At 54.9% G+C, this 24,350-nt stretch carries 39 protein-coding genes and 1 tRNA gene; 25 read left to right on the top strand and 15 right to left on the bottom strand.

What is annotated here, in order from left to right:
* Positions 1-3 precede the first annotated feature (3 nt).
* From IPN69_08215 to IPN69_08160, 12 genes are all read right to left on the bottom strand, one after another.
* The gene (locus tag IPN69_08215) at positions 4-357 is read right to left on the bottom strand and encodes a hypothetical protein (GenBank protein ID MBK8810702.1); all 354 of its coding nucleotides are present in this window, start codon (positions 355-357) and stop codon (positions 4-6) included.
* A 6-nt stretch (positions 358-363) separates the two neighbouring features.
* The gene (locus IPN69_08210) at positions 364-618 is read right to left on the bottom strand and encodes a hypothetical protein (GenBank protein MBK8810701.1); all 255 of its coding nucleotides are present in this window, start codon (positions 616-618) and stop codon (positions 364-366) included.
* Positions 611-1,567 (bottom strand): hypothetical protein, encoded by a 957-nt coding sequence (locus tag IPN69_08205; GenBank protein ID MBK8810700.1) that lies wholly within the window; start codon positions 1,565-1,567, stop codon positions 611-613. The genes IPN69_08210 and IPN69_08205 overlap by 8 nt, the downstream gene beginning before the upstream one ends.
* Positions 1,564-3,066: a hypothetical protein gene (locus IPN69_08200; protein MBK8810699.1), complete on the bottom strand. Its 1,503-nt coding sequence runs from the start codon at positions 3,064-3,066 to the stop codon at positions 1,564-1,566. Before IPN69_08200 ends, IPN69_08205 begins: the two co-directional genes overlap by 4 nt.
* A 110-nt stretch (positions 3,067-3,176) precedes the next feature.
* Positions 3,177-4,955: a hypothetical protein gene (locus IPN69_08195; protein MBK8810698.1), complete on the bottom strand. Its 1,779-nt coding sequence runs from the start codon at positions 4,953-4,955 to the stop codon at positions 3,177-3,179.
* A complete protein-coding gene (locus IPN69_08190) occupies positions 4,894-5,508 on the bottom strand; it encodes a hypothetical protein (protein MBK8810697.1) in 615 nt (204 codons plus the stop codon). Before IPN69_08190 ends, IPN69_08195 begins: the two co-directional genes overlap by 62 nt.
* Positions 5,509-5,595: 87 nt before the next feature.
* On the bottom strand, positions 5,596-6,030 hold the full coding sequence (locus tag IPN69_08185; GenBank protein MBK8810696.1) for a hypothetical protein: 435 nt from the start codon (positions 6,028-6,030) through the stop codon (positions 5,596-5,598).
* Positions 5,924-6,337 carry a hypothetical protein gene (locus IPN69_08180; GenBank protein ID MBK8810695.1) on the bottom strand — a complete coding sequence of 138 codons (414 nt, stop codon included), beginning with the start codon at positions 6,335-6,337 and terminating at the stop codon, positions 5,924-5,926. Before IPN69_08180 ends, IPN69_08185 begins: the two co-directional genes overlap by 107 nt.
* Positions 6,334-6,642 carry a hypothetical protein gene (locus IPN69_08175; protein ID MBK8810694.1) on the bottom strand — a complete coding sequence of 103 codons (309 nt, stop codon included), beginning with the start codon at positions 6,640-6,642 and terminating at the stop codon, positions 6,334-6,336. Before IPN69_08175 ends, IPN69_08180 begins: the two co-directional genes overlap by 4 nt.
* A complete protein-coding gene (locus tag IPN69_08170) occupies positions 6,639-7,598 on the bottom strand; it encodes a hypothetical protein (GenBank protein MBK8810693.1) in 960 nt (319 codons plus the stop codon). Before IPN69_08170 ends, IPN69_08175 begins: the two co-directional genes overlap by 4 nt.
* A gap of 69 nt (positions 7,599-7,667) precedes the next feature.
* On the bottom strand, positions 7,668-8,159 hold the full coding sequence (locus tag IPN69_08165) for a hypothetical protein (GenBank protein ID MBK8810692.1): 492 nt from the start codon (positions 8,157-8,159) through the stop codon (positions 7,668-7,670).
* A 10-nt stretch (positions 8,160-8,169) separates the two neighbouring features.
* Positions 8,170-8,241: transfer RNA gene (locus tag IPN69_08160), tRNA-Met, on the bottom strand.
* Between the two features lie 113 nt (positions 8,242-8,354).
* Between IPN69_08160 and IPN69_08155 the strand changes: the two genes are divergently transcribed.
* The gene (locus IPN69_08155; GenBank protein MBK8810691.1) at positions 8,355-8,594 is read left to right on the top strand and encodes a hypothetical protein; all 240 of its coding nucleotides are present in this window, start codon (positions 8,355-8,357) and stop codon (positions 8,592-8,594) included.
* Positions 8,595-8,758: 164 nt separating this feature from the next.
* Here the strand turns inward: IPN69_08155 and IPN69_08150 are convergent, their stop codons facing one another.
* Together IPN69_08150 and IPN69_08145 are read right to left on the bottom strand one after the other, a co-directional pair.
* Entirely contained in the window at positions 8,759-9,286 is a 528-nt protein-coding gene (locus IPN69_08150) for a hypothetical protein (protein ID MBK8810690.1), read from the bottom strand.
* A 120-nt stretch (positions 9,287-9,406) separates the two neighbouring features.
* Positions 9,407-9,754, bottom strand: coding sequence for an ImmA/IrrE family metallo-endopeptidase (locus IPN69_08145; protein ID MBK8810689.1), 348 nt, complete (start codon positions 9,752-9,754; stop codon positions 9,407-9,409).
* 119 nt (positions 9,755-9,873) lie between these two features.
* Between IPN69_08145 and IPN69_08140 the strand changes: the two genes are divergently transcribed.
* On the top strand, positions 9,874-10,359 hold the full coding sequence (locus IPN69_08140) for a hypothetical protein (GenBank protein MBK8810688.1): 486 nt from the start codon (positions 9,874-9,876) through the stop codon (positions 10,357-10,359).
* Positions 10,360-10,445: 86 nt separating this feature from the next.
* Here IPN69_08140 and IPN69_08135 read toward each other — a convergent pair whose 3' ends face one another.
* Positions 10,446-10,898, bottom strand: a complete 453-nt coding sequence (locus IPN69_08135; GenBank protein ID MBK8810687.1) for a helix-turn-helix domain-containing protein — start codon at positions 10,896-10,898, stop codon at positions 10,446-10,448.
* Positions 10,899-10,951: 53 nt separating this feature from the next.
* Between IPN69_08135 and IPN69_08130 the strand changes: the two genes are divergently transcribed.
* From IPN69_08130 to IPN69_08020, 23 genes are all read left to right on the top strand, one after another.
* Positions 10,952-11,173 (top strand): helix-turn-helix domain-containing protein, encoded by a 222-nt coding sequence (locus IPN69_08130; GenBank protein MBK8810686.1) that lies wholly within the window; start codon positions 10,952-10,954, stop codon positions 11,171-11,173.
* Positions 11,174-11,283: 110 nt separating this feature from the next.
* Positions 11,284-11,613, top strand: a complete 330-nt coding sequence (locus tag IPN69_08125; protein MBK8810685.1) for a hypothetical protein — start codon at positions 11,284-11,286, stop codon at positions 11,611-11,613.
* 20 nt (positions 11,614-11,633) lie between these two features.
* Positions 11,634-12,086 carry a hypothetical protein gene (locus tag IPN69_08120; GenBank protein ID MBK8810684.1) on the top strand — a complete coding sequence of 151 codons (453 nt, stop codon included), beginning with the start codon at positions 11,634-11,636 and terminating at the stop codon, positions 12,084-12,086.
* 208 nt (positions 12,087-12,294) lie between these two features.
* Positions 12,295-12,453 carry a hypothetical protein gene (locus IPN69_08115; GenBank protein ID MBK8810683.1) on the top strand — a complete coding sequence of 53 codons (159 nt, stop codon included), beginning with the start codon at positions 12,295-12,297 and terminating at the stop codon, positions 12,451-12,453.
* A gap of 30 nt (positions 12,454-12,483) precedes the next feature.
* Positions 12,484-12,699 (top strand): hypothetical protein, encoded by a 216-nt coding sequence (locus tag IPN69_08110; GenBank protein MBK8810682.1) that lies wholly within the window; start codon positions 12,484-12,486, stop codon positions 12,697-12,699.
* A gap of 78 nt (positions 12,700-12,777) precedes the next feature.
* Positions 12,778-13,161: a hypothetical protein gene (locus tag IPN69_08105; protein ID MBK8810681.1), complete on the top strand. Its 384-nt coding sequence runs from the start codon at positions 12,778-12,780 to the stop codon at positions 13,159-13,161.
* Positions 13,162-13,501: 340 nt separating this feature from the next.
* On the top strand, positions 13,502-13,714 hold the full coding sequence (locus IPN69_08100; protein MBK8810680.1) for a hypothetical protein: 213 nt from the start codon (positions 13,502-13,504) through the stop codon (positions 13,712-13,714).
* A complete protein-coding gene (locus IPN69_08095) occupies positions 13,695-14,282 on the top strand; it encodes a hypothetical protein (protein MBK8810679.1) in 588 nt (195 codons plus the stop codon). The genes IPN69_08100 and IPN69_08095 overlap by 20 nt, the downstream gene beginning before the upstream one ends.
* Before the next feature lie 88 nt (positions 14,283-14,370).
* Positions 14,371-14,670, top strand: a complete 300-nt coding sequence (locus IPN69_08090; GenBank protein ID MBK8810678.1) for a hypothetical protein — start codon at positions 14,371-14,373, stop codon at positions 14,668-14,670.
* 7 nt (positions 14,671-14,677) lie between these two features.
* Positions 14,678-15,571 carry a hypothetical protein gene (locus tag IPN69_08085; protein MBK8810677.1) on the top strand — a complete coding sequence of 298 codons (894 nt, stop codon included), beginning with the start codon at positions 14,678-14,680 and terminating at the stop codon, positions 15,569-15,571.
* A 15-nt stretch (positions 15,572-15,586) separates the two neighbouring features.
* On the top strand, positions 15,587-16,234 hold the full coding sequence (locus IPN69_08080) for a hypothetical protein (GenBank protein MBK8810676.1): 648 nt from the start codon (positions 15,587-15,589) through the stop codon (positions 16,232-16,234).
* A 63-nt stretch (positions 16,235-16,297) separates the two neighbouring features.
* Positions 16,298-18,031, top strand: coding sequence for a hypothetical protein (locus IPN69_08075; protein ID MBK8810675.1), 1,734 nt, complete (start codon positions 16,298-16,300; stop codon positions 18,029-18,031).
* An 11-nt stretch (positions 18,032-18,042) separates the two neighbouring features.
* A complete protein-coding gene (locus tag IPN69_08070) occupies positions 18,043-19,227 on the top strand; it encodes an AAA family ATPase (protein MBK8810674.1) in 1,185 nt (394 codons plus the stop codon).
* Positions 19,224-19,481, top strand: a complete 258-nt coding sequence (locus IPN69_08065) for a hypothetical protein (GenBank protein ID MBK8810673.1) — start codon at positions 19,224-19,226, stop codon at positions 19,479-19,481. The genes IPN69_08070 and IPN69_08065 overlap by 4 nt, the downstream gene beginning before the upstream one ends.
* On the top strand, positions 19,478-19,711 hold the full coding sequence (locus tag IPN69_08060; GenBank protein MBK8810672.1) for a hypothetical protein: 234 nt from the start codon (positions 19,478-19,480) through the stop codon (positions 19,709-19,711). The genes IPN69_08065 and IPN69_08060 overlap by 4 nt, the downstream gene beginning before the upstream one ends.
* Positions 19,712-19,930 carry a hypothetical protein gene (locus IPN69_08055; protein ID MBK8810671.1) on the top strand — a complete coding sequence of 73 codons (219 nt, stop codon included), beginning with the start codon at positions 19,712-19,714 and terminating at the stop codon, positions 19,928-19,930. It begins immediately after the preceding gene.
* Positions 19,927-20,502, top strand: a complete 576-nt coding sequence (locus IPN69_08050; GenBank protein MBK8810670.1) for a hypothetical protein — start codon at positions 19,927-19,929, stop codon at positions 20,500-20,502. Before IPN69_08055 ends, IPN69_08050 begins: the two co-directional genes overlap by 4 nt.
* 66 nt (positions 20,503-20,568) lie before the next feature.
* Positions 20,569-21,420: a DUF5131 family protein gene (locus tag IPN69_08045; protein MBK8810669.1), complete on the top strand. Its 852-nt coding sequence runs from the start codon at positions 20,569-20,571 to the stop codon at positions 21,418-21,420.
* Positions 21,413-21,862, top strand: coding sequence for a hypothetical protein (locus IPN69_08040; GenBank protein MBK8810668.1), 450 nt, complete (start codon positions 21,413-21,415; stop codon positions 21,860-21,862). The genes IPN69_08045 and IPN69_08040 overlap by 8 nt, the downstream gene beginning before the upstream one ends.
* Before the next feature lie 10 nt (positions 21,863-21,872).
* Positions 21,873-22,499, top strand: a complete 627-nt coding sequence (locus tag IPN69_08035) for a hypothetical protein (GenBank protein ID MBK8810667.1) — start codon at positions 21,873-21,875, stop codon at positions 22,497-22,499.
* On the top strand, positions 22,496-22,735 hold the full coding sequence (locus IPN69_08030) for a hypothetical protein (protein ID MBK8810666.1): 240 nt from the start codon (positions 22,496-22,498) through the stop codon (positions 22,733-22,735). Before IPN69_08035 ends, IPN69_08030 begins: the two co-directional genes overlap by 4 nt.
* 167 nt (positions 22,736-22,902) lie before the next feature.
* A complete protein-coding gene (locus tag IPN69_08025) occupies positions 22,903-23,562 on the top strand; it encodes a site-specific DNA-methyltransferase (protein MBK8810665.1) in 660 nt (219 codons plus the stop codon).
* Positions 23,559-24,251, top strand: a complete 693-nt coding sequence (locus tag IPN69_08020; GenBank protein MBK8810664.1) for a trypsin-like peptidase domain-containing protein — start codon at positions 23,559-23,561, stop codon at positions 24,249-24,251. The genes IPN69_08025 and IPN69_08020 overlap by 4 nt, the downstream gene beginning before the upstream one ends.
* Positions 24,252-24,350: the final 99 nt, after the last annotated feature.

Here is a 24,350-nt window from a genome sequence, read left to right as displayed (position 1 = left end):
TGTTCAGATCAACGGGTGGCTGATACCGCGCCCGTGGAATTTGGTTTTTTCGTATTTCGGACGATCGTTGATGTAGAGGATCAAATGTTCCGGTCCGTTGCGAATCGCCTCTTCCGCGGTTTCAAAGTTGCGGCTGTAGTCCGCGATGACAAATTCTCCGCGAGCCGCGCCGAGCGATTCCGGAATCACGAACTCCGCCGCGTAGATGTAACCGATGCCCGCACGCGGGTCGTGATCGAAGATCGTCCCGTCGTAATCATCGGCGCGGATCAGGAAATTCGGGACGTAATTCCCGTCGGAATCGTATTCGCGGTCCGCCGGGATGACGTAGATCAGGAAATCCGAGAAATTCAGCAACTGCGTTTACCCGACGCGTCTGCAATCGGCGAACAGTCGTGTCAACGATCTGTCGGCCGCTGCCTTCAGCTCAGCGGAAACCCCGGTTTTTGACGCAATGGTTATCCCGAGCGCCGTGGTCTCGATGACGTTGGCAAACACCTGGAGAACCGACTGCGAAGCTCGCTGCTCTTTTGGACGCCGGAATTTCAGATACCAGATCGCAAGTGCAAAGCATGCGATGATGGCACCGATCGCGAAATACCAATACGTCTCACTCATCTTCAACTCCCGCTATCACGCCTTCGAGGCGCGTTCTGCAATTCGCGTGGTAGGGCGGAAATCCTCGCCCCAGTTTCACCAGATCGTCGCCGATCGTCTTGCCGTCCTTTTCCAAAAAAGACTGAATCGTTTTTACCGGCTCCTTCGAGATCGCCTTCCCGATCGGGCTTTCGTACAGCTCGGCGGCGAACTCGCCCGGCTCCATCCGATTCAGTCTTTGAATCGTCTTGTGGGCCACGCCCACGCGTATCAGCTTTCCGTCCAGTTCCCGGCAGATCTCGGTTGTCCGCGAATCGAGAGTCGCCACGACGCGGGCAAGTTTGATCCGGGCCTGATCGAGGCTCCCGATGTGAGCCCAGTTTCGTATTCGGGCGGTCGCGGTTTGAACGATCGTCTTGATCTGTCGATCGGATAGGTTCTCAAGTTTGGCCCCGGCAGCACGCCGGAAATCGTCCAGTTCTTCCGAGGTTTCACGGCCGAACAAAGCGGCGCCGTTCTCGAGGTATCGTTGAACGAAAAACTTGCGCAGCGGTTCAGACGTGTTATTCGCGAATTTGCTGAAATAGAAGTGGTCAAGCTCGCCGATGAATCTAATCGATCGGGTGTCGGGACCTCCCAGCCGCAAGCGAACGGGAGAAGACTCGCCGAAGGGCGATGGATCCTTGAGTCGGTAAAACTCGTAGATCTCCCGGGAAGCCCGGCGAACGGCGCCGATTGCGCGCGGCGATTGCCAGCCGGATCGGTAACCGTGTTCGACGGCTTCGAGAAGTCGGTCCGCGAAGTCGTCCGCGGATTCAAAGTCGGTGTCGGCGTGTTCCCGTAGGAACTCGCGTGCCCGGTCAAGGGCGAGACGCAGAGCAACGTCAGCATCAGGGCCGACAGCACGCAGATAACGCGCAATGAACTGCTCAAGAATTTCATCAATTTCATCCTCCGTAAGTGGTTTCAAGCTTTCGCTTTTTTTTTTAGCGGAAATACGTTTCCGCCGGCCGCTTTCTCTTCCCGTCCGGCCAGTGTCAATCGCGGCTGAACGAACTCATACCGCGCGAACGACTTCGCGTATCGGAAATTGAACTTGGTGGCTTCCCGCGTGCCGTCGCGCATCAGTGCGGCAGCCGTCGGGGCCGTTTCGAGCAGTTGCTCGTCAAACCAGGACTCGTAGCCGAGTTCCTGCGCTCCCTCGTCGGGGCTGATCAGTCCGGCGCGCACTTTTTCGAGAACGTTCCGGATCTCGATCTCGCCGGTTTGCGCGTCCGCGAGAGCATTCCGTGAAAACGGCTTGTTGAAGGACAGCGAAACGCCGTCGACCTCAATCCCGCCGAGCCGCAGGTCGAGCCGGTACGTTGCCTCCTGCCGGCGTTTGACCAACCGCTGGATGTTGTGGACCTGCGCGAGAAGCAGGTTATAGACGACATCCGCATAGGTTTCGGTAGTCGAATCGGTTCGGCCGAAAAAGGCCGGTTGCATTGCCAGACCGCTCATTACCTGTTCTTCCGATATGCGGTTCAGGTCATAAACGCCGCGCGCGCCCTCCGCGATGTTCGCGTGCTCGAGCTTTTGATCGCGGAACGAAACCAGCAGTCCTTTGGAAAACTGGCCTTCGAGCGACGTCGCAATCATTTTGAGATAACTCTTCGCGCGTCCCTGATATTCGGCGTCCGTCTCGTTCGGCTTCTTGGGCGGCGGCATCACCGACGCGGTCACGAGACCCGCCAATCCGAATTTTTGCGCAATGTGCTGAATGTTCTTGAGAATCGGTTCCTGACCCTGAATTATCGAATCGATCGCGGCCGTCGCCGGCGGCTTTGCATACGGATTGTTTTCGACCGTCTGCAACGCGAGGTAGCGATAGGTCTCGGTCGACAGCCGGATCAGATTCAGGTTTTCCAGATCCCGGCGCGCGTAATTCGTGGTCCGCTGATATGCCCGGTATTCAAAATTCTCTTCGTCGTACTTGAAGCGGATCGACTCGACCGGAACGAGCACGACCTTTTCCACGCGACGGCCCGCGAAGTTGACCACGTCCTCGCTGGACAGCGCGCCTGACCAGGCGATCTGCGCCAGATAAGCGTTCAACAACCCGTCGACCCCGGCGCCAAGCGGAAACAGGCGCGAGGCCGCTTCGTTGAGGCGGTTCACCGCTGCCTCGGCGCGGGCATCCGTCGTTGCGTCGACGCTTACCGTGTGGCCGTTGTTTGCGAGGTTCTGCAAATTCGAAACGAACTGCGAAACATCCGGGTTGAAAAGGTAGAACTTTTTGAGGAGCGCGAGCATTTCGAAATCGATGACGGGCGAGATCGTCTGGAACCGGCTGAGCATCGTGCTGATGCCGGTTCCGAAGCTCTCGTCCGAACTGCGGCCGAGCCGGCCGTTGCCGTCGGGCAACTCGATCCCGCCGGCACGCCGGAACGCTGCGATCGCAATTCGTAATCTCGTCAATAAGTCCATATCGATAGTTCGCGCGTGTTAATCACGTATGCCGACATCGCCCCCGAACCATGTCCGAAGTCGCAATCTCGCGCCAGAAACGCTCAGAAACGGCAGAATCCATAATCTGGCTAACGGCTATAGCCCGCTTCCGGCATCACACCGACGAAACCGGCGGCCTGACCCTGCAAATTCAGCCGGACGTAGTTGGCAATCGCCATTGCCATCACCCGGTCGTCGTGATAGCCGCTCAGGGCTCCCCACTTTGCGTTGTCAAACCAAACGACGGTTTTCGCCTGTTCACACCATTCTTCGCTCGACAATCCGATCTCGCCGGTTCGGATCGCCTGTTCGAGGAACACTCCGAACTCTCCCTTGTTGGCTCCCGTGGTCGGAAGTCCGAACTCGGCCTTGAGCATCGCCTCGTCGATTGTCAAAATCCCATCCTCGACGGCCCGCTGCAGGCGCCGGTCCAGATACCGGAAAATCCGCTCCTCGGCGATGAGCTTCTGCAGCTGCTTGATCGTTGCGATCCCGGTGTTGTTCCGTTCGACCGCGACCATCGCGCCGTTGTAAAGATCGGACAGTTCCTGCAACCGGTACGCGAGCAGATCGGGCGAGCATTTCCGCTCTTCCGAATGCACTTGCCGGCCCGTAAGCAGGTCGAGTACTTCGATCGCCGCAAAGTCGCCGTGCTCGAGCCCTAGCGACGTATCCGCGCCGATTAGGTATTCGCGGCCTTCGACCGGCTCGGGCTGCGGATCGCAGGTAACCTTCAAATATCTTGCCTGTATGACCGGACGGCCGGTCTGCTCGAAGCAATCCTGATCGTTCTCCGGATATTCGACGCAGAACTGCGGTTCGCCCGACGGCAGTTCCTCGATCTTCGCCCGGCGCCACGCAATGTATTCGGCCACTTCCGGTCCAAAGATCTTCGCGTGTTTGCCGGCATAGCCAAGGGTTTTCAAATGCGCCAGAATCAACGGCGCGACTTTCGTTTCCGCTTCCGTGACCTTCGCGAGATCCCTGTGCCGGCCGTTCAGTTCCGCGGTCGACTGGTCCGGCTTCAAAAGAAACAGATCCTTTTTGACCCTTTCAAATCTCGCGCCCTGGATCCGGTACTCACGTTTCCACCACCATTCAAAGAAGAAGGATCTCCACCCGCCCTCTCCTTTTTTGCCCTGCTGATAGACCGAATGGGTCCAATCGATGCCGAAAGCGGTTGATTCGACCGCGACGTTGCCGCCCTGGGCGGCTTCGAGCAGCGCCGTCGCGGCCTTCTTGGCGTCACCGCGCCAAAACGGCGGCTCGGTCAGGTGCAGATCCGTGATCGTCTGACCGCGCCCCTTGCCTTCGTGGCCGGGCTGGACCGAAGCCGTCGAGATCCTCGAGTTGATCGTTCCTTTGGCGGCGTCCTTGAACTCGATCAGATCTTCCGAGTAGTACTTGGTCTGCGGCTGCAGATGCGGAGGCAAATTCTCGTACATGATCCGAAAGTCCGCGCGGAATTGAGCTTCGGTATCGGGATCGTGGGGGACGATCCGAACGTTCCGTCCGCTGTTGACCACGGCGTTCGCAAAGGAGACGGCCTTGAAAAAGGTCGACAATCCCTGACGTCGGGATTTGATCACGATGTCCTTGCCGGTGACGTGTCCGAGCAAATGAAGCTGAATGTCATTCAACTGCAGTCTCGTCAGTTTGTTCTCGTCAAACGCGTCCCGAATCCAGATGAAGTTTTCAATGAACAGTTTCTTTGTTTCGACGTCGGCCCAGCGCTTTCGGAACCAGCTGAGCGGCGCGAACGAAATATCAAAATCCTGCGACGTCGACGCTTTTACCCGGGCGCGGTCATTCGCCGCCCGCATCCTCTCCAGAGCTTGTTCCGTTGTGCTCTTCTTCCTGCTTGCCATAGTGCGCCTGCGCAAGTTCGATAAGCTTTTCGCCGTTGGCTATCAGCTTCTTCGCGGCATCCGAATCGATCTCCGCGAGCCAGTTGATCAGTTTTTCGTATCCGGCGACGAACGTTTCGAAATTGTCCCGCGACAGATCGAGATTCCGCCGCGCTTCGATCTCGAGCTTGCAAAAATCGCGGTACTGGTAGAGCTGATCCTTTGTGGCTTCCTTGCCTGAAACCGCATTCTGCAATTCCTTTCGGATCGTTCGGATCCCGAGATAAAGATCCTGCTCATCGTCATTGATCGATTCGACAAGCTTCTGCGTGTAGATCTTCAGGCTGTTGTCAAACCCGAATTTGGTCACCCAGCCCAGCCGGGCGTTCTTTTTCTGGCCCCGGTCAAAGAGCATCGCGCGCTGCCACTTGGGCCAGTCGCGCCGCATCTCGAATTCGATCGCTTCGAGATTCTTGCCGCCGTACTTGCAATAAAGCTGCCGGCAACGCTCCACCGCTTCCTGGCTGTAGAGCGTGCGGGTCGCTTTCGGTGTGGTGGCGTTCTTTCTCGACATTTCAAATTTCGCCGGTCATCACCGGGTCGGCACTTCAATCGTTTTGGCCATTAACTCGATGTCCGACGATGACCGGCAGACTTTCCGCTAGAGGACCTTCCCGATCACAATTCCCGCGGCCGCGCCGAGAATACCGATCTTGATCCCTTTCCATAGCGTGAACCGTTGCCTTTTCAATTCGGCGTTTTGGGCCTTCAATGCATCTATCTCACGGTCTTTTGCGTTAAGCGCTTTGACGAGTTCATCGCGTTCGCGCGCGCTCAGTTCGCCGATTCGCTTTGCGGTTGCCGTGATCTCGCGCTCAAGTTCAAGAAGGCGCTCGTAGACCTCGATCTGATCCTTCTGCGCGGCAATGAGCTTTCGGGCGGCTTTGAGTTCCTCGACAGCTTCCGCGCACGCCTTGCGCAGCGCTTCGTCATCGGCACGGATAACCGAGCTTTGCGAGGTCGGCGCAGAGTTCGTCTGCGCTCGGAGTCCCGGTGACAGGCTCGGTAAGAGTCCGATCGTAATCACGCTGAGCATCGCCAGTGCGCGCAGCCGACTTTTCCAATTGCTTTTGTTCAACATTTCGCTTCGCCTCCAGCTCCCGTAGTTCTTCTTCCTGTTCCCTGATCGCCGCCGCGATCGTCGCCGCGCGTTTGAGCGCCGCATCGGCGTCGCGACGCGCCGTCTTTGCCTCGTTTTCAAGGGCGCGGTTCGCGCGCCATCCCGCAAACGCGTTGTACCAGCCGCCGATAAAGCACGCTGAGATCAGCAAAAGCACTCCGACCGTGACGCGCCGTTGCGGCCCTGTCATCGCATACCAGAAATCAGTCAACACTTCCTTCATCGCTTCGTCAGATCGCGGACCATCTGCTTGATCTCCTTGATGTCCGCCTCAAGTCGCCCGAATCGGGCGTCGTTCTTTTCCTCAACCTGCCGGGCGACCCGCTCGTTGAAGTGGAGATTCTCCCGATCTTTGTGATCGATGATCTCGTGCCGGATCTCTTCGGCCGCAAGCTCGAGCTTCGCGATCCGCTCCAACGCCTGCGTGATCTTGCCTTCCTGGCGGATCAGCCACGTCACGAAACCGAGTATTGCCGAAATTCCAAAGATCAAAATTGCGGGCTGTAGAAGATAGGGAGTCTCAGTCATAAGCCTTTGCTGAATCGCAGTTTCTCTTTCTGAAATCCACGGTCCTTCGAACGCGTCAGGTACCAGATCGCTGCCACGATCAGGCAACCGGCGATGATGCTTTCGATCCAGTTCTCCTTGATGAGCGACCAGATCAGGAGCGCAACTCCGGTTAGTTTCGTCACACCGGTGATCAGCCACGAGGATCCTGAAACCCGGGATACGACCTGGTCGACCTGATCGAACTGTTGCGCGTAGCCACCGAGCTTCCCGGACCAATCCGTTTCCTCCAACGTCGCGGTTATGGTTCCTGCGGGAGTCGGCTGCACCAGTTCCGGCGCCGAGACATACGGCGTTTCCGATACCGGTGCAGCCGCTACTGACGTGACGGCGGCAGGCAACTCGGCGGGCTTCTGGGGTTCTCGGGGTTCGGCTGCGCTTGCGATCGGCGTATCGCGCCGACGTTCAACTTCTTCAACGAGGCAATAGGGGACCGTCGTTTGACCGTAGTCATCCATCGCGTCGTACACGAGTTCAATGAACTCGTCCCAATACTGCGGGTGAATCGTTTGGCAGCCTTCGGAGCCAGTGGTCCGGAAACAACCTTTGTGGATGTTCAGGGCAATGCCGGTTTTTGTTCCGGTCTGGCCGTCGCGTGTCACCGGTACCGTTTCGCCAACGAGACGCAGCGCCCAATAGCGCTGTTTGTGTTTGCCTTTGTAGTATCGGTGGACGCCCGGCCGCATCGTCGCGATCCCCGGACGGAAAATGCTCGGGTCGGTGTTGGCGAGGAACGTGATGCAGATCTTCGGCGTGATCAGGATGATCGCGTCATCGTAGATCCCGCGATCGTTCGTGCCCGGTTTCCCCTTCGAATCCAAGTAATAACCGCGGATCCCGACAAGCGCGACGGGATCCTGCACGCCGCGCTTGGCGAGGATCCTTTCAACATCTTGTCGTGCGATTTTGGGTCTCATCTCTTTAACGCGGGGGCCTCCGGCGTTCCAGCGCACCGGGATGCCCCCTTCTTTGGGGTTGTTTCGTTTTCAATTCGTCCGCAAGTTCACTTCGATCGAGTGCGTCGTCTTCTTGACAGCGAGTTTCTTGACGATGTCGCTCCGGAACTTTTCGGCCTTGCCGAGCTGTACCTTGACCGTTTCCCAGAAAGCGGTCTCGCGCTCATTGGGTTTTATAGCGTCTAGCCATTGCTCGGCCGGAACCTCGCGCTGCGAGGTCGACTTGACTTCGACGAACGCCAATTCGGCGTCGACTTTGGTCACCGAATACGAGTTCGCTTTAGCATCGAACCCCTTTCGGATCTCGGCCTCGATCTCGGATCTCAACTTCGCGGCTGCCGTTTCGGCCTCGCGGATCGGGGAATCGTAATCACGTGTCGCCTTTGCCGCCGCCTTTTCGTATCTCGCCTTCAAAGGCTCGAGCGCGCCGTCGCGCTGCGTTTTGAGCGAATCGACCCGTCCCTGCGCTTCCGTGTACAGGTCAAGCATTTCGCGAATCAGTTTTTTGTTCGGCTTTGCCATATAGCTTGGTTGCGCAGCCGGGAATCGAACCCGGTGGTTTCGAGGTTATGAGTCTCGCGAGCCGTCATTGCTCCATCCGCGCTTCAAATAAGAAAACTCTGCCAGCACCAGACTGGCAGAGCCCCGAACCGTTGGAAACGGCGTTTTTAACGAACTTATTGACTTTTTTGTATTTTTAGTTTTTCATTCTAGACGATGAGATTCAATTACCAACTCCCGCTGATCGATACGGACCCGCTCATCAAGCTTGGTGAGGTTGAAACGATCCTGTCCCGCGTATTCCGACCGGTGCCGAGCCGACCGACGCTGATTGCCTGGATAGAGGATGGCACCTTGGAAGGCAAGAAAATAGGTCGCGGAGACAACTGGTACGTCTATCAATCAAGCCTCAACGGATTCATAATCGCCAGCCAGCCAAAACAGCTTGCCGCGTGAATTTGCAAATTCACAATTTGTAAATTCACAATTCCGCTAAGTCCTTTGTTTGCAACAAAGCGTCCGTTTTAGAGTTTACAATTTGTAAACTCTGTTTGACTGAGTCAAAGATTATTAACTTAATCGCTCAGTAACGAAACTAGTTTCGGCGTAGTTCCGACGTTCTAGTCGAGCCCGAAACACGAGACAACCGTTCGTTTCTCATCGCGGGTATTCGGATTCGTGACCACGATGCCGTATTCCCCCGGGGCAAGATCCGAAAGCGTTATCAAGTACGACGACGTTCCGAATTTCTTGCCGGTAAAGCGAATCAGGTCCTTTGTGTTGGTCCTGCTCTTCATAAGAGTCCCTGAATTGTCTTTGCTTATCAAAACCGTCCTCGATTTCTTCTTCGACTTCAACTTGTAAATGCTGACGATGGCCAACGGGTCAGAATTGTTATCAACTGCCCGGACCACCAACTGCAACGGCTCGGTCGCAATAAATCGCTGCTTGGCCTTGTTTCCAGCCACTTCCAAACTAAGCGCCTTCCACGAATTTGCGGACCACGACATTCCTTCCGAGAACTCGCCGATTTCCTTGTCCAAACTTATCGTTGACTCGTCCGCCTTCAACACGAAGGCCTCGCCGATGAACTCCGGCTCACTCTGCTGACCAAGCACGCTGATTGCCGAGGCCTGACACAGAATCATTGCCGTACCCAACACAAAAAAACGAATGATACACATCATTATAGGTAACTCCCAAGGTGTGCACGACACCTTTTACAAAATCATTAGCCGATTTGCAAGTCCGCAAATCTTTTACGAATATCAGAAACCAAACGCCGAAAGAATATCGTTCCGGACGTTGATGAGACCAGTTGGAAGGGTAACATCAAACTCCGACAAGGACGATTCCACGAGATTCGTCGGGATCATCGCGATCGCGGCGAAGAAGTTTGCCTCCCGGTCCATCCGGCGTGCGGTTCCGCGGCTGAAGCGATGGGTCACCGGCGCGTGCAGCAGATGATGGCCCAGCTCGTGGAGGCCGACCCAGAGGCGCATCGGGCCGGAAAGGCCGCGGCGCACGACAATGAATGCCTGATCGCGGAAAATCGCGTATTCCCCTTTCGATCGAATATCAGCCTCGATCACCCGGACATTCGTTTCCTCGCACACTTGATAAAAAAGATCTTCGGTAAAAACAACCTCGTTCCATATCGGAACCTTTTTCTTGAGGATCCCCGTGAGAATAAAAGACATTTGCAAACCCCCTGTTTTTTGCTATTTTGCTCATTATGAGTGAAGAAATTTCAATTGAACAACAATATCCCTCGGTTGAGTTGGCGTATCCGATCGCCGTTGCATCGTATGAGTCGACAACCCGCCGGCTCGACGCAATTGATGGCCGACTTCAGGCGACGTTGACAATGGTTTCGACCGTGACTGCGGCGTTTGTTACCGTAGCGCTTACCTACGGCACAAAAATCTGGTCGATCTGGTTTCTTTTCGCGATGACGGCCGCTGCGGTTTCGATCGCATTAGGACTGTTCGCGCGCGATGCAGGCAAGGTCATTCTTTTATCACCGGCTGCACTCCGAGACGCTTGGCTCCATAATCCTAGAATGGTCTTTATGGTCGATCTGATTCACGATGCGGCGGATAACTTCAATGCAAATATCGATCGACTTGAATCAAAGTGGCGGCGCCTCGTTCAAATGACGATTGCATTCACGTTTGAACTATTCTTCCTGGTGGTCTGGACGGCGGTGGCTCGTTCCTAGTTTCCCGTCCGGATTGCGGCGCATCGGATCTTGGCGGCGGCGGCGGCTTCGGCGCTTCGGCCGGCTTGTTTTCGTCAGGCATTTATTTACTGCTCCTGTTTTTCATTCGAGAGCCGCTCCAGCTCCCGCTCAAGCACGTCAATGAGAACTTCGGCTTTCGCTTTCTGGCGTCCATCCAGCGTGCCGAATTTTAGCGATAAGAGTTCGAACTTTTCGTCGGTGATCACGTGCCGGTTCGGCGTTTTTCCGCGCGCGGCCGCGAATACTTCTTCTTCCGTCACACCAAGACCTTTGGCCAGTGCCGAGAGTTTTTCCGGTGAGACGTTCCGGACGCCGTTATTTTCAATACGCGAAACGTAACCGTCGGTAATTCGATTCCCACTTAGGCGCTCAACATCAGGAGTTGAAAGTCCTTTTTCGTTGCGGACGCGTCGAACGAACTCCGCTAGATTTTCTGTCACGTTTCCTACTTTACTAAGAAAAAACTGGCTTATGTTCAGAGAATTTCCTACTGGAGTAGTTGACAATGCGTAAACCATACCTTAAACTTCTACAATCGTAGGAGCACAGCCTACATCAGGAGTGACAACGAATGAACTACCGAGCCGATATAATCCGGGCCGAAAAGGCCGCACAGAACAAGACGTTGGAAGACCTGTCCGCTGCGACCGGGCTGAACCCGAACACGATCGCCGAGATCTGCAAGGGAAAAGAGAATCTGGAGTTGAACTCACTCCGGAAAGTTGCCGATGCACTCGGCCTCGATATGCAATTGCTGTTTTCGCGCCCGTCGCGCAACCGCCTCGCCGCATAGATCGAGGCTATTTTTTTTGCCGTTTTCCGGCAAGGTCTATTTTTTTTGATTTCGGTACGAACCCGATTCTGTTTATGGAAGGCCAAAAGAAACCGACACGCCGCGCCCCAATGCAAGCGAACATCAACTATTTCGATGTTGACAGTTCCGAACCGCTGATCACCGACAGCCGAGAGCACCGCGAACTCGTCGCGAAAATTGCGTCCTATCTGCGCGAAGCCGCAGGCGACGGAGAGACCATTGTCTGGCGTTCGCTGATCAACCGGTTCGGCGGGGATCACTATCGCATCAGCCTCGCCGTCGACGATCTCGTATTTCAGGGCAAAGCAGAGATCCTCACGCTCCGGATTCCGGAACAGATTCGATTCCTGGAACGCGTAAAACGGCGCAGTCAATCCGTAAATGGCGCGCGGCCGACGGATATTTGCAGACCGAAGTAGAAAGTTTGAAAGTGTGACCTATGGAAACCTACGAAATTTTAGAACAGGCGATACCCCGAAAGAAGAGCGAGAAAGTCGCTCAGCTGCTGTCGATCTCGGCGACCTACGTGCGCCGCTGGCGGCGCGAACCGGATTCGGAAGAATCCCCGAACGCATCTGGACAGCGATCCATTCTTGATCGGATCTGTGATTTGCTTGACGCCGTTTATCTCGTCAACCCGCCGGGAGTTGCGTTGATCGTCAATCACATCAATTCGTACTATCGCGAACTCCTCGCGACACACGCGAAACCGATCGAATCCTTTTCCGATCGCGCCGAGCACTCGGCCGATCTTCTGACGCAAACAACCGAGGCGATCAACAGCCTCAATTTAACCGGCTGTTCGCAGGATACGCTCCGCGAACTCGTAGACGTTCGCGACGCCGCCGAACGCGCGATCCGCGCGGTCGAGGCGTCGATCAAGGAGGTTTGATTTTTTATGAAACAGAATTATACGCAACAAGGCAGCGAAGGAGGCGGCATGACAAACGACCGTGAATTGCCAATTGAACGGTGGATCCCCGAACTACCGGAATACGGCGCAACAATGCACGTCTCTTACCTTCTCAACGAGCGACGCGAACTTCGTTCCGAGATCTCGACCGCCGAAAATCGGTTGGTTGAAAACGAAAAGGAAACTGATGACCGCGATCAGGGGTTGTGTGATGGAGGGGGAGATCGCGAAGGCGAAACTCAAGTTCCTCGACGCGGTCGACGAATTCATCAACCCCTTAGCACTGCACGACGATGTCCTGAAGTCGGTCATGGACAAAACCGTCCGCGCCGTCAACAACATTTGAGGACCCGACAACTTGAGGAGGTTTGATTTTATGGCAGTAGAAGCGCTCGAAAGAGCATTTCCCGATATTGATTTGGTCCAGCGTCGCGTCGAGGTTACGAACGCGGCCCTGACAACGATGCACGGCGCACTTTGCGAGATCGTCCGTTGCGAACCGGGTCTCAGGGGATCGATCGCAATGCGGTCGATCGCGGAATCGGCCCTTGTCCAAATGCAGCAGATAGCCGCGGAGGTGACGAATGCCTAAGTTTCGAACCCTTGCGCAAAACAAACAGATGTTCGGTTTGGCGGCGAAGGCCGGCGTTTCGCACGACGATCTTCGGGATTGGGCGGCGGACATCAGCAACGGCCGGACACCGACCGGACGAGCGAACTCTACACGAATGAGGCGCTCCAGATCATCAATCGGCTGAAATCGGTCGTCGCGCCGGGCGCAACGCCGAAGCGAACCGTCAATTGGCGCAAGCGGAAAGCCGGGATCGAGACGATCGCGTCGGCAATCCAGATCGACAAAATGAAGGCACTCGCGGACGGACGCGGAATGTCGACCGACGGTCTTCGCGCCCTTTGCGCGCGAATGCTGCGCGATGATTCCGGCAACCCGCTCGAATGGCCGCGGACGACGAAGCAGTGCAACAGCATCATTGAGGCGCTCAAGGCGATGAACAAACGCGACCGGATCTTCGGCGCGTTCAGGAGGGCAGCATGAACAAAGTACTTGCTCTGTTTTTGGTGATTTGGTGCGGAAATCTGGTGAGCTTCGCCCTCGGTCTTTCGGTTCTGCTGATCGCGGATCTGCTCGAAGTCAACCGACGGCGGAACAGGAGGCAGTGATGGATATCTTTTCATTCTTTATTGCACTCGGCATCGCGTTCACCGGCTTGATCGTCGCATTTCAAATCGGTCACGAACGTGGTCTGCGGTCAGGGCACAAGCGATCAGTGAAAGTAAATTTCCACCGCGGCAGTTCGGCGATTGCGGTCCCGAGCAGACGCAGGAGGATGGAAACCGATTCGATTCTCGACGCTGAGATTTTGGAGGACTGAAATATGTATCTGGCGACGATCAAGGTTTTGAAATGCGATATGTGCGGAACGGTCGGCACGGTGCGATCGGGAGTCCCGTCCGATTGGGACGTGGGAGTCTGGCATTTTTGCCCGGATTGCAAATCGTGCGACGAAGCGCGGGACCTGATCGACGGCGCGAGGCGTGAACTGGAAGGTATCAAGGAGAAGATCGAATATGTCACAGAATTTCATTAAATGGACTTGCGGCCAGTGTCTGGATACAGGACTCATCTGGACTGAAAGCGGCTTTCTTACGCAGTGCGTCAACACCGGCTTTCACCCAATCCATGGACGGGCTCAACCTCTCGTCCGCGCGGCAGCGTTTGTCAATACATTCGCTGGTCCGCGTTCCCGGGAATCACTGAGGCTAGCGCAGTTGCTGACACACGCCACGACAGATGCCCCGATGCGCCGAGTCGATCTGCTGGCGTTTGCCTTCAACGTCTTTGACATTGCAACAAACCACGAATTGCGCAAATTCCACGAGGACATTGAGGAGCTTCGTAAGGAATGGCTGCTTCCGATCGGCAGCCGAAAAAGTGAACCGTGCGGTTACTGGATGATTGCCGATCTTGACGATTTTAAGGCTTGGGTCGAGCGTGCAAAAGCAGCGCCGATCACGCAGTTGACAACGATCCATCGCGTCGCGAAAAGGAACTTCCCGCACTTCGCCGAACAACTCGAATTTGAGTTCTGGAACGACGTCGCGCCGGTCAGGAACGTTGATGAAGATTTCGAATTCGCCAAACGGCACACGGAGTAAACGATGGGCTGGCAAGAGGCTTTGTTTATATGGCTGGTCGGAACGGCGATGCTTTATTTCCTGCAGTTCCTGCATCCGGAGACCGACTATGAGGAATAAACGGACGGCGATCGATTACGCGGTCGAAAAAACGGTGCATACGATCCGGATTTTGGAGGCCCTTGAAGGCGCACGTTTCGAACCGGTCACGATCGACACGATCATTGAGCGCGTCGGCGAGATCCCCGAACTCGGCACCGCATTGAGAAAAGACGCGGTCAGACGAATATTGCTGACTTTGGAACTATGCGGCTGGGCCGTGCAGAACAGCAATCGCCAATGGGCGCCCGGCGCGAAGCTTTTGCGGTTCTCGAACCGATACAGCGAGTTATTGATTTCACACAGGTAGGTAATTGATGAGCAAAACACTTTCAAAATACGAGGAAAACCGCGCGGCTGCTGAAGCGCGGATAAACGAAACGATCACCGACGCCGGCGCGAAACGCGACCAGAATCTCCTGAAGCTCGGCGCCGTCGGCGCCGTCGGCCGGCTGGCCCAACATCTGAACGCGCAGACGATCCGCGCGCTTCAGCACGTCCGGGACGAGAAGATGTTCGATTCATTGGGTTTCACCAGATTTGATGATTTCCTGAACGATTCGGAAATCTCCCCGATGACCTATCGGCAGTTCAACGATCGCGAAAAGCTGCTTCTGCAGGAAGGCGATCAGCTGTTCGATCTGATGACCTCGTTGAAGCTGTCGGTAAAGCAGCGGCGGCTACTCGGTTCTGGGAACGTTGAGGTCGATGACGAGCGCGGCGTGGTGAGAATCGCCCGGCTCGGTGACGACGAATGCGCTGATGATGTCGAAGAGATCGAGATAACAGATCGTGACCGGCTTCTCCAAACGCTCTCGGCCGTCGCCGATCAGGCGGCGAAGCTCAACGACAAAGTGAATAAGCTGGAGATCCGCAATCAGCGGGGAGAAGCGCAGAACGTGGATCTTCGCCGACAGCTGGACGAAGCACGAGATCGAGCGGGAACGGTGACACTGTTCGATCTCGCGCTGACGGCGTCCCGCACGATCGAACACATGACCAGTTGGATCGAGGATGGCAATACGGAGAATGGCGAAACCTATCTGGATATGTTGCGGTCTGCGATTGTCGGCTACGAGAGCGCACTTCGCGGGGACGATTTCAAGCAGGTTTCAGGGAAACGCGCAAAAAGCGCGACGGCGAATAACGACGACGTTTCCGGTGTAGTCGAATCGCTGACGGATGACGAACTGGCCGGATTGATGGACTAGAAATTGGAGGGAGATATGAACGAACCGATCAAGATCTTGAGCGCGGAACAGGAAGCGCTCGTGAAGGAATTTGAAACCTATTACGACATCGCGCGCGACGACGTGATGTTCTTTGCAGACGAACCGCGACCATTCCTGAGTTATGAGGCGACGTGCTTGTTGTGCAACGTACTGACCGATCTTCGGAGCATTGAGGTCGAATTGGCAGGCAATCAGTTTCCGGAATCAGTTGTATATCGTTGCTCGCTGGAACTGCCGGACGGCAAGATCCGGATGGCGGTCGGTGTCGTGAATACCGGCGAAACGATTCAGGGAAAAGAACTCTCGCCGCAGCAGATCGCGTACGTGGCCACCTCGCGCGCGATCAGAAATGTGCTTCGAGCGTCCGGAATCGATCTTTACCGGCTTCACCGGGAGTTCGTCGACCAGCGACCGGCTGAATCCGGGCCGCTCCGCGATCTTCGTTCGAAGCTGCTCGCCGAAGCGCACATTCTCGGAAAAGAGTCCGCGTTGATCGATGCGGACAATACGAAAACCGCTTGGCGCCGTCTGCTGCATAACCGCTATCAGGTCTACTCGGCCGCGGACTTGTCAGACGAACAACTCGCTGATTTTACCGCTGTTTTGAAAACGCTTGTGCCGCAGCAAAAGCGCGCGGCATAACCCGAAGCGGCGCCGGTTCACCAGCCCGGCCGGCGCCGCTTTGATTATCAGGAAGGAGCGACGATGTCTAAGAACATGAAAAAACTGGGGACACACGCAACCGAAGAAATCAGAGAATCGATCCGCCGCTGCGTAAACCCGCAGCAGATCAGCACTGAGGCGGACCGGCTGGCGTCTCTGTACGGCGTGACGAAATCGAGGATTTACGATCTCACGAAGGATCTGCGGCCGAAACGGAAAACACGATCGGACAAGGGGAAACGGTCAGCCGATCTTCTGGTTGATGAAGGATTGAAGTTCGCGGCTTCGATTCTGGTCCAGTACAACATTGACCCCGCAGAAGCGTTGCGAACCGCCGAGGCGCGCGGGTTTTCGATTCCGGTTGCGCTGGAAACTTTTATTCGCTATCTCGCCGAACGCGGACTGAACCGCAAAAACCGGCGTGCGAATCGGACGACGTTTCGCCGGTTCGAAGCCAAGGCGCCGGGAGATGTCTTCCAATTCGATATCTCCGGTTCGAAAGAGCGCTGGTTCGACACCAAAACCCGGCGAATTGTCCAGGTCTCATCATTGGAGATCTCGAAAAACCATCCGAACGAAAACAAGAATCGGACGCGCGTTTGGCGCTTCGTTCTCACCGACGATCACTCGCGTCGGCGCTTCATCAGGTTTGTCGCGTGCGACAAACCAAACTCCTCGCACGTTGTCGCGTTTCTGTTGGAGGCGTATGAGCTGATGGGTGTTCCGAAGGTTTTGTACACCGACAACGACGCGATCATAAAGTTCGGACGCAATCAGCGTGCCTCGCAGATACTGAACAAAGCGCTCGAGGCGTCGGGAGGCTACAAACTGGAGCAGCATCTGCCGGGCAACTCGCGGGCGACCGGGAAGGTCGAGGTTGCGCATCAATGGGTTGAAAAGCTCGAGAAGTTGCTGGGGCTCTACATCGCCGAAGGTCGCGATGTGACGATGGACGTGCTCAACCGATTTGCGCGACAGATCGAGCAGGAGTGGAATCACCGCGTTCACCGCGAGACTCACCAGACGCCGAACGAGCGCTGGGGCGCGCAGCGCCATCTGCTCCGGACCGTTGATGCGAAGATCCTGAAATCCGCGTTTCTTGTTGATGAATTCGACGTGACGATCCTCGGCGACCTGACCTTCCGGCACAAGGGCGTTGTCTATCAGCTGCCGCACGTCCAGTCCCTGGAGAACCTCGTCCACCGCCAATCAAAAAAGAACAAGGTTCGAGTCGTCTTCCCGGACGATACCGATTTCTATACCCTGATCGATTTTGACGGAAACGAGTGGGACATCCAGAAGGTTATTGCGACGCCGGATGTGCTCGGCGAATTCAGATCATCGCCGGACGATATCGCCGAGCGAACCCGCAAAGAACTCAAGACGTTTGCGCGCGAAAGCGCAAAAGCCGAAAAAGAGGCCAACAAACAGGGCTACGAGCCGAAACCGATCGCGATCATCGACACCGAATTCGTCGCGCCGGCCACGAACATAGCTCAATTCCCAAAACCGTCCGTGGACGTAACTCCACAGATACTCGACGCACTTCCGTCGACTCAAAAGCTGGCCGCCGATGGCCGGTACTCGGGCGAGCTACTCGCATATTTCGCGGCCGTCAAGAAATATGCGGCCGAGTTTGAGTCGGTTGCGGAGTGCAAGGCATTTCTCGACACGGTTTACGCGAGTCGGGAAGAGACACTGCCGGACGCCGTGATCAAGGAGTCGCTTGCGCTTATACGCGAAAGCGATCGTCCGAAATTGCGCGCCGTCAGCTGAGATTTATTTTTATGATCGAATTTGAAAAAGACTTTACAAAGCTGCTGCCGAAAAACGAATTCGCCCAACGACTGGATGAATTCGCCGTGGCCAACGGCCTGACGTACACGTCGTTGGCAGATATTTTTGTTGCTGAGCGTGGATTGAGTCGAATCTCGATCTATCGGCTCCGAAACAATCTGACCGATGAAAAATTCTATTCAAAGCGGATACCCAAAATGGAGAGGCCGCTCGAAAGCTGGTGCCTGGCACAGAACTGGTCGATCGAAAAGATCGATTCCGAACTCAATCAACTTTTTCCATTTCGGGAGGCAAAGAAAGTGATCATTAACCGTTGTGAACTGCCGGCGAGCGCAGTTAAGTTTTTCGGCCTCGAGGCCGATCCGTTTGACGTCGACCGTATACCGAGCGATGAGGAAATGTTTTCGACGCCTGAACTGGACGAGGCGGCCGATCGGATCCGTGACGCGGTTCTGTACAAGCGCTTCATCTGCTGTGTTGGCGCAGTTGGAACCGGCAAGACCTCGCTCAGGATCCGCGTTGCGCGCGAACTGCAGGCATCTCCGAAAGTGCACCTCGTTTACCCGGAGTTTTTCGATATGAATCAGGTGTCGGTTCGGGCCGTCGCAAAAGCCGTGTTGGACGAGTGGGATATCCGATGCCCGCAGGATTCGACGACAGCCGTCCGGCGCATCCGAACCCTGCTCACCTCCCTCGACAAGGATGATCACCGTGTCGCTCTGGTGTTCGACGAGTGTCACCGCCTGAATGATCGGGTTCTGACGTCATTGAAAAACTTTTGGGAGATGACGAACGGCGGATTCAGCCGGCTCCTCGGCGTCGTGCTGTTCGGACAGCCGCGTTTTGTTGAGGCTACGCTCCGCGACAGCAGATTTCGCGAGATCGCCGAGCGTATTCAGGTGATCGAAATGCCGCCGCTCTCGACCGGTAAGAACTTCAGTGCGCGAGGTTATTTGGCTCACCGTATCAAATGCGTTGGCGGCGATATCGACCGGTTATTCGAACCAGCTGTTGTGTCCCGGATTTGCGCGATTGCAAAGACCCCGCTTTCGCTGGGAAATTTGACCAACAACTGTTTGATGGAGGCCTTCAAGGTTGAAGAAACGCAGGTCCGTGCGTCAATGCTGAATTTGCCGGACGAGCCGCGGGTCCGCGATATGCGGAGGGTTGCATGACGCAACTCAAGCGCAACGGGCTCTCGAGCCTGTTCCTGCGAACGCTGCAGTCTCCCGAGTGCCAATGTGGCCGGTTCAAGAAGGCATTCTACCCGCTATGCGGTGTCTGCTTTCTCCGGCTTGAGGAGGAACTCAAAGCCGACATCCGGCTTGCACGCGGTTTCGAATTCGAAATCGCGTACAACACTGCCGTCGAGGTCCTGAAATACCGGAAAACGCGGCGCGACAACACTGCGAAGGAGGCGACGGCGTGAAGCCGAAAACGCTCGAAGCGTTGAATGAAATGGTGAAGATCGCGGCAAGGTCGAAAGGAATCGATCCGGACACGGTCGAATTCGAAGCAACGGTCTGCGATCGCGACTGGTGCGCCGCCTCCGAAGACGGCGCCGCTGAAGGCGATACGCCCTGGCACGAGCTGCTCGATTTTGAGTCGCTCGACGCCGGCCAACACCCGCCGGAGTTTCCGGTCGAGGAGAACGATTAGATGGAACGCAAGAGCTGTTGGAATTGTGCATTGAAAACTGTGTGCGCCCTCAATAAGGCGATAAAAGACTTGGCACCGCTCTTCTTTCAATCGGCGACTTTCGAGGGCAAAGTTCGCGAGGAAATCGCAAGGTACTGCGCGAACTACATAAGAATTGATGAAGGCGTCCCGATCCTCGAATCGGTGAAGAGTGGTGCTGATAAGGCAACAAAACAATGATTACTTATTCAGGAATACAAGTTGAAGCGATAGGAATGAAATGTCAAGGGACACCAACTCCTCTTGATATTGCAGTTCACGCGGGTCGAATTTGTCGTTTTGGTGGCGCAATTTGGATGCCGTTGCTCCCCCATCTTGTTCTTGTTGGTTTACTTGCCTACAAGAGATCGAGTTCAGTCGCAAACCTGCTTTGGGGTTTTCTGCACGACGCGCACGAAACAATAACGTGCGATGTGCCAAAACCATTCAAATGTGACTGTATGAGACAAGAACAAGCCGCGATTGATAAAAGACTCTTCGACCTTTATCACGGTGATCTGAATTCAGAAGTCCATCATTCAATGATCGACTTCGATTTGATCAAGGAATGCGATCTCATTGCTTGCGATCTTGAAGCGGTAATACTTAATTTACCGGGGTACGCTGAACTAATCCATCAATGCCACCGCTCGAACTGTCTGACCTTCGTTTGTTTCAGAACATCCAACACAGTCCGTTTTATACGAACTCAATTCGCGGCCTTGATTCGGCGGGCGTTTGTCTGTTTGCCTCCGCGCTTAAGTTTGCGTTAAAGGGCAATCTGACCGCGTTCGTTGCATCTGTTCATGGTTGGGATCTTCTTGGGCCTTGGAGGATGAATGGGTTTTAATTCAAAAATCGAATGGACGCGTCATACTTGGAATCCGTTTCAAGGTTGCCGGAAAATCTCGGAAGGCTGCAAGAACTGCTATATGTACGCCGACAAAAGGCGCTACGGCCAAGATCCGGCGACCGTCGTCCGATCGAAGAACGCGACCTTCCGCAAACCGTTGGTCTGGCACAAAGAAATTACGCGGGAAACCCCGCTCGCGGATCGGCTCGTATTCACCGCCAGCTGGTCTGACTGGTTTATCGAGGAGAACGACGCGCACCGGGCGGACGCATGGGAGATCATCCGGCAGACGCCGGGACTCGTTTACCAGATCCTGACGAAACGCGCCGACCGAATTGCCGAATGCCTCCCCGACGATTGGGGCGACGGATATCCGAACGTGTGGCTCGGCGTATCCGTTGAGAACCAGAAGGCCGCCGACGAACGGATTCCGCATTTGCTTGAGACTCCGGCCGCGATTAGGTTCTTGAGTTGTGAGCCGCTTTTGGAAGGGATTGACTTAGCCAAGGCTCTGCCCGGTCGCCTCAACGTGCATTGGACAGGTCACGCGGATGAAAACCCGCGATCCGAGTGGGGCATTGATTGGGTGATCGTCGGCGGCGAGAGCGGCCCGAACGCTCGGCCGTGCCACGTCGAGTGGATTCGGTCGATCGTGTCACAGTGTCGCAATGCGGGAGTTCCCGCATTCGTAAAACAGTTGGGATCGAATTGCTACTCCGACCTCAGCGACGATGGCAACGAGTCGTACACTCGCCGGGTTCAGGTATCGGGCAAGGGTGGTAATCCGTCGTATTGGCCCTATGATCTTCGCGTCCGCGAACTCTGGAAACATGTCTGATTATTTACAGGAAATCGAAGTCGATGAATACGAATTGGATGCGTGCGATTGCGGGTCTGCGGTGACAATGCAAAGTTGCGTGAAAACCGAACTACATACGTTCAGAAGCGGTCGGACAGTGGCTGATATGGTTGATTGGTGTCACGTCCACTGCCCGGAATGCGGAGACACGATTAATTTTACAACGCCTGAAGAGGCGCAGAAGGCGTGGAATGAGGCAAGACAGGGAGGAGAAACAAAGAGTGAATCCGAGAAAATGCTGGATCTCGCCCTCGCGCAATTTACCGGTTTTGGTTTGGCATCACGCGGCCATTCTATCCAAGCGCTCATTGAATCAATGGGACTATCAAAGGAAGAGTTCAAGCAGCTTCAAACCAAAATCAAACCACTCGTGAAAGAGCTCGACTTTAAGTTTCTCAACGAGTACTTCCGCCGGAACTAAAACATACGAGATGTCTGATTATCTTCAGGAAATCGAAGTCGAATATCAGCGGATCCGCGGCCGGCGCGGGATACTCAAACCGCTTGATTGGGATCTCGCTGATCGATGGGAACGTGCTGGAATACCGCTGGGTCTTGTGCTGCGAACTATTGAGACGGTTGGCAAACAGTTTCGGCGCACGAATCCGAACGACACGATTAACTCGTTGCGGTACTTTGAATCGTCCGTTGAGTCCGCTTTCGCCGCTTGGCGCCAATCTCGGATCGGGGCGCCAGAACCGGAACCGGAGACAAGATCAGAAGTTGAGGCGGCACTCGATCGATTGGCAGGCTCGCTCGATCGCGAGGATCTACCGGAGCCTTTGATCTCGGCGATCCGGAACGCTCGAGACATCGTTCTCGCTCTTCTCGATTCAGATCTGTCGGAAACCGCGATCGAAGAACAGCTCGAACCGCATCGAGCGCAGTTGGACCTTTGTATCGGACTCAGCCTGCCGACCGATGTATCAGATCGGCTGAAGCTGGCAATCGATCGCGAGTTTGGAGCCCGACTCACCGTCGACGCAACCAGAAACCTCCTTATCGCGCGCGCCTACAAACATTTCGGCCTGCCGCAACTAACGCTCTTCGAACTATGAAAGACCACACCGTCACAATTCTGGAAAAGGACAATGTTTTCGCCGCGTTCGCGATCGACAAAGGCAATCAGGATCAAGCGTTCGTCGGACGGTTCGACCCACGCTGCAATCCATCAATATTCCATCAATCCGCGGACAATGTTTCCGACGCGTCACAACTGCTTCTTGCGAACATTCAGATCTCCGTGACTCGTGCCTGGCGAATCGTTTACTCAGGCGAAAGGAACAAGGGATAACCAACCGGTACGCCAAAGCTTATATTGACGCTTCACCAGCCCGGAACGTCCTCAAAAACATGAATGAAATTCCGGGACTTCAGCCGTTTTACACCGGCCGAAATATTACGCTATACAATGCAAGATTTGAAGAGATCTTGACGGCAATCACTTCAAATTCGATCGACTTGCTCCTGACCGATCCGCCGTATGCGACGACGAAGTTGGAATGGGATCAACCGGTTAATTGGCCTCTCTTCTGGACCGATGCGTTGCGAATTTGTAAACCCAAATCGCCGATCGTGATGTTCGCATCCGGGAAGTTCGTCAACCAACTCATTAACACGAATCCGGGGCATTTCCGGTATGAATTGATCTGGGAGAAAACCATTCCGGTCGGGTTCCTCGACGCCAACCGCCGGCCGTTGCGGGCTCACGAGAACATTTTACATTTTGCGCAGAAATTCGCCGGCAGCCAGTACAATCCGCAGATGGTCGCCGGACCAGTTCATACACGCGGCGGGAAAGCAGGAAAACGGCCACGACACTACGGCGGCCACAACAAGATAGTTGACAAAATGCAAACTGATTTATATCACCCGCGCAGCGTTCTCAAGTTCGCCCGAGATCCTAAATCGCTTCACCCGACCCAGAAGCCGCTGGAGCTGATGCGATGGCTAGTCCGAACATATTCGAACCGGTTCGACACAATCCTCGAACCGTTCGCCGGCTCCGGGTCCACGCTCCTAGCCGCCGCCCTCGAAGGCCGCCGCGCGATCGGAATTGAAAAGGATAGGGCCTTTTGTGATACGATTCGAAGGCGTTTAGAAAGTGACGATAGGCAATGATAAAAGGAAATGTCATCGGAAGGGTCTTCAGAATTCGCGTTGGAGAACGTGGAGGATCGTCATTTGCGGTTGAATTCGATGGCCGCCAGTATTTGATAACGGTGGCTCATTTAGTTGATGAAACGGAGCAGTTCAGTTGTATTGATATCTGGTCCGACGGCAAATGGAAACGATTTGATGCGAAGCTTATTGGTTGCGATTCAAACGCAGATGTAGCCGTATTCGCGCTGGGTTTTCAGATTGCCAAGTCACCACCCATAGAGTTATCAGTAGAAGGAATTGTTTGGTCTCAAGATGTCTACTTCTTGGGCTTTCCTTTCGGCGATGACTGGAATGTTAAGGTGAACGATTGTTTGTATCCGATGCCATTTGTAAAAAAGGGCATCCTTTCGGCCGCTTTTTTGGACGATGAAAATAAGCCACGACGACTCGTCATCGATGGTTACAACAATTGGGGCTTTTCAGGTGGTCCGGTAGTGTTTGAGGATGTTGAAACAGGCTGCTTTAAGATCGCAGCAATTATCAGTGGTTACAGATCTTCAGTTCACGACGTCTATCGAGGTCAAACCGCTACCCAATTAACCGTTGAGGTAAATTCAGGACTAATCGAAGCGAATTGCGTGAGTCATGCGATTTCACTTATTAAGCACAATCCCATTGGAGTTATCGTTCACGATTGTGAAAACTGAAACGCAAATTTGACTCAGTCAACTTGTACTCGCCTTCTTTCACGTTAAACGTAACCGCGTTACAGGAATTATCGTGATTATTTAGTCCTCATTATCGTG

The organism is Acidobacteriota bacterium (assembly GCA_016715115.1).
In the GTDB taxonomy this organism is placed as follows: domain Bacteria; phylum Acidobacteriota; class Blastocatellia; order Pyrinomonadales; family Pyrinomonadaceae; genus JAFDVJ01.
The sequence above is the reverse complement of the archived record's forward strand: the minus strand, read 5'-3'. Positions and strand labels throughout refer to the sequence as shown.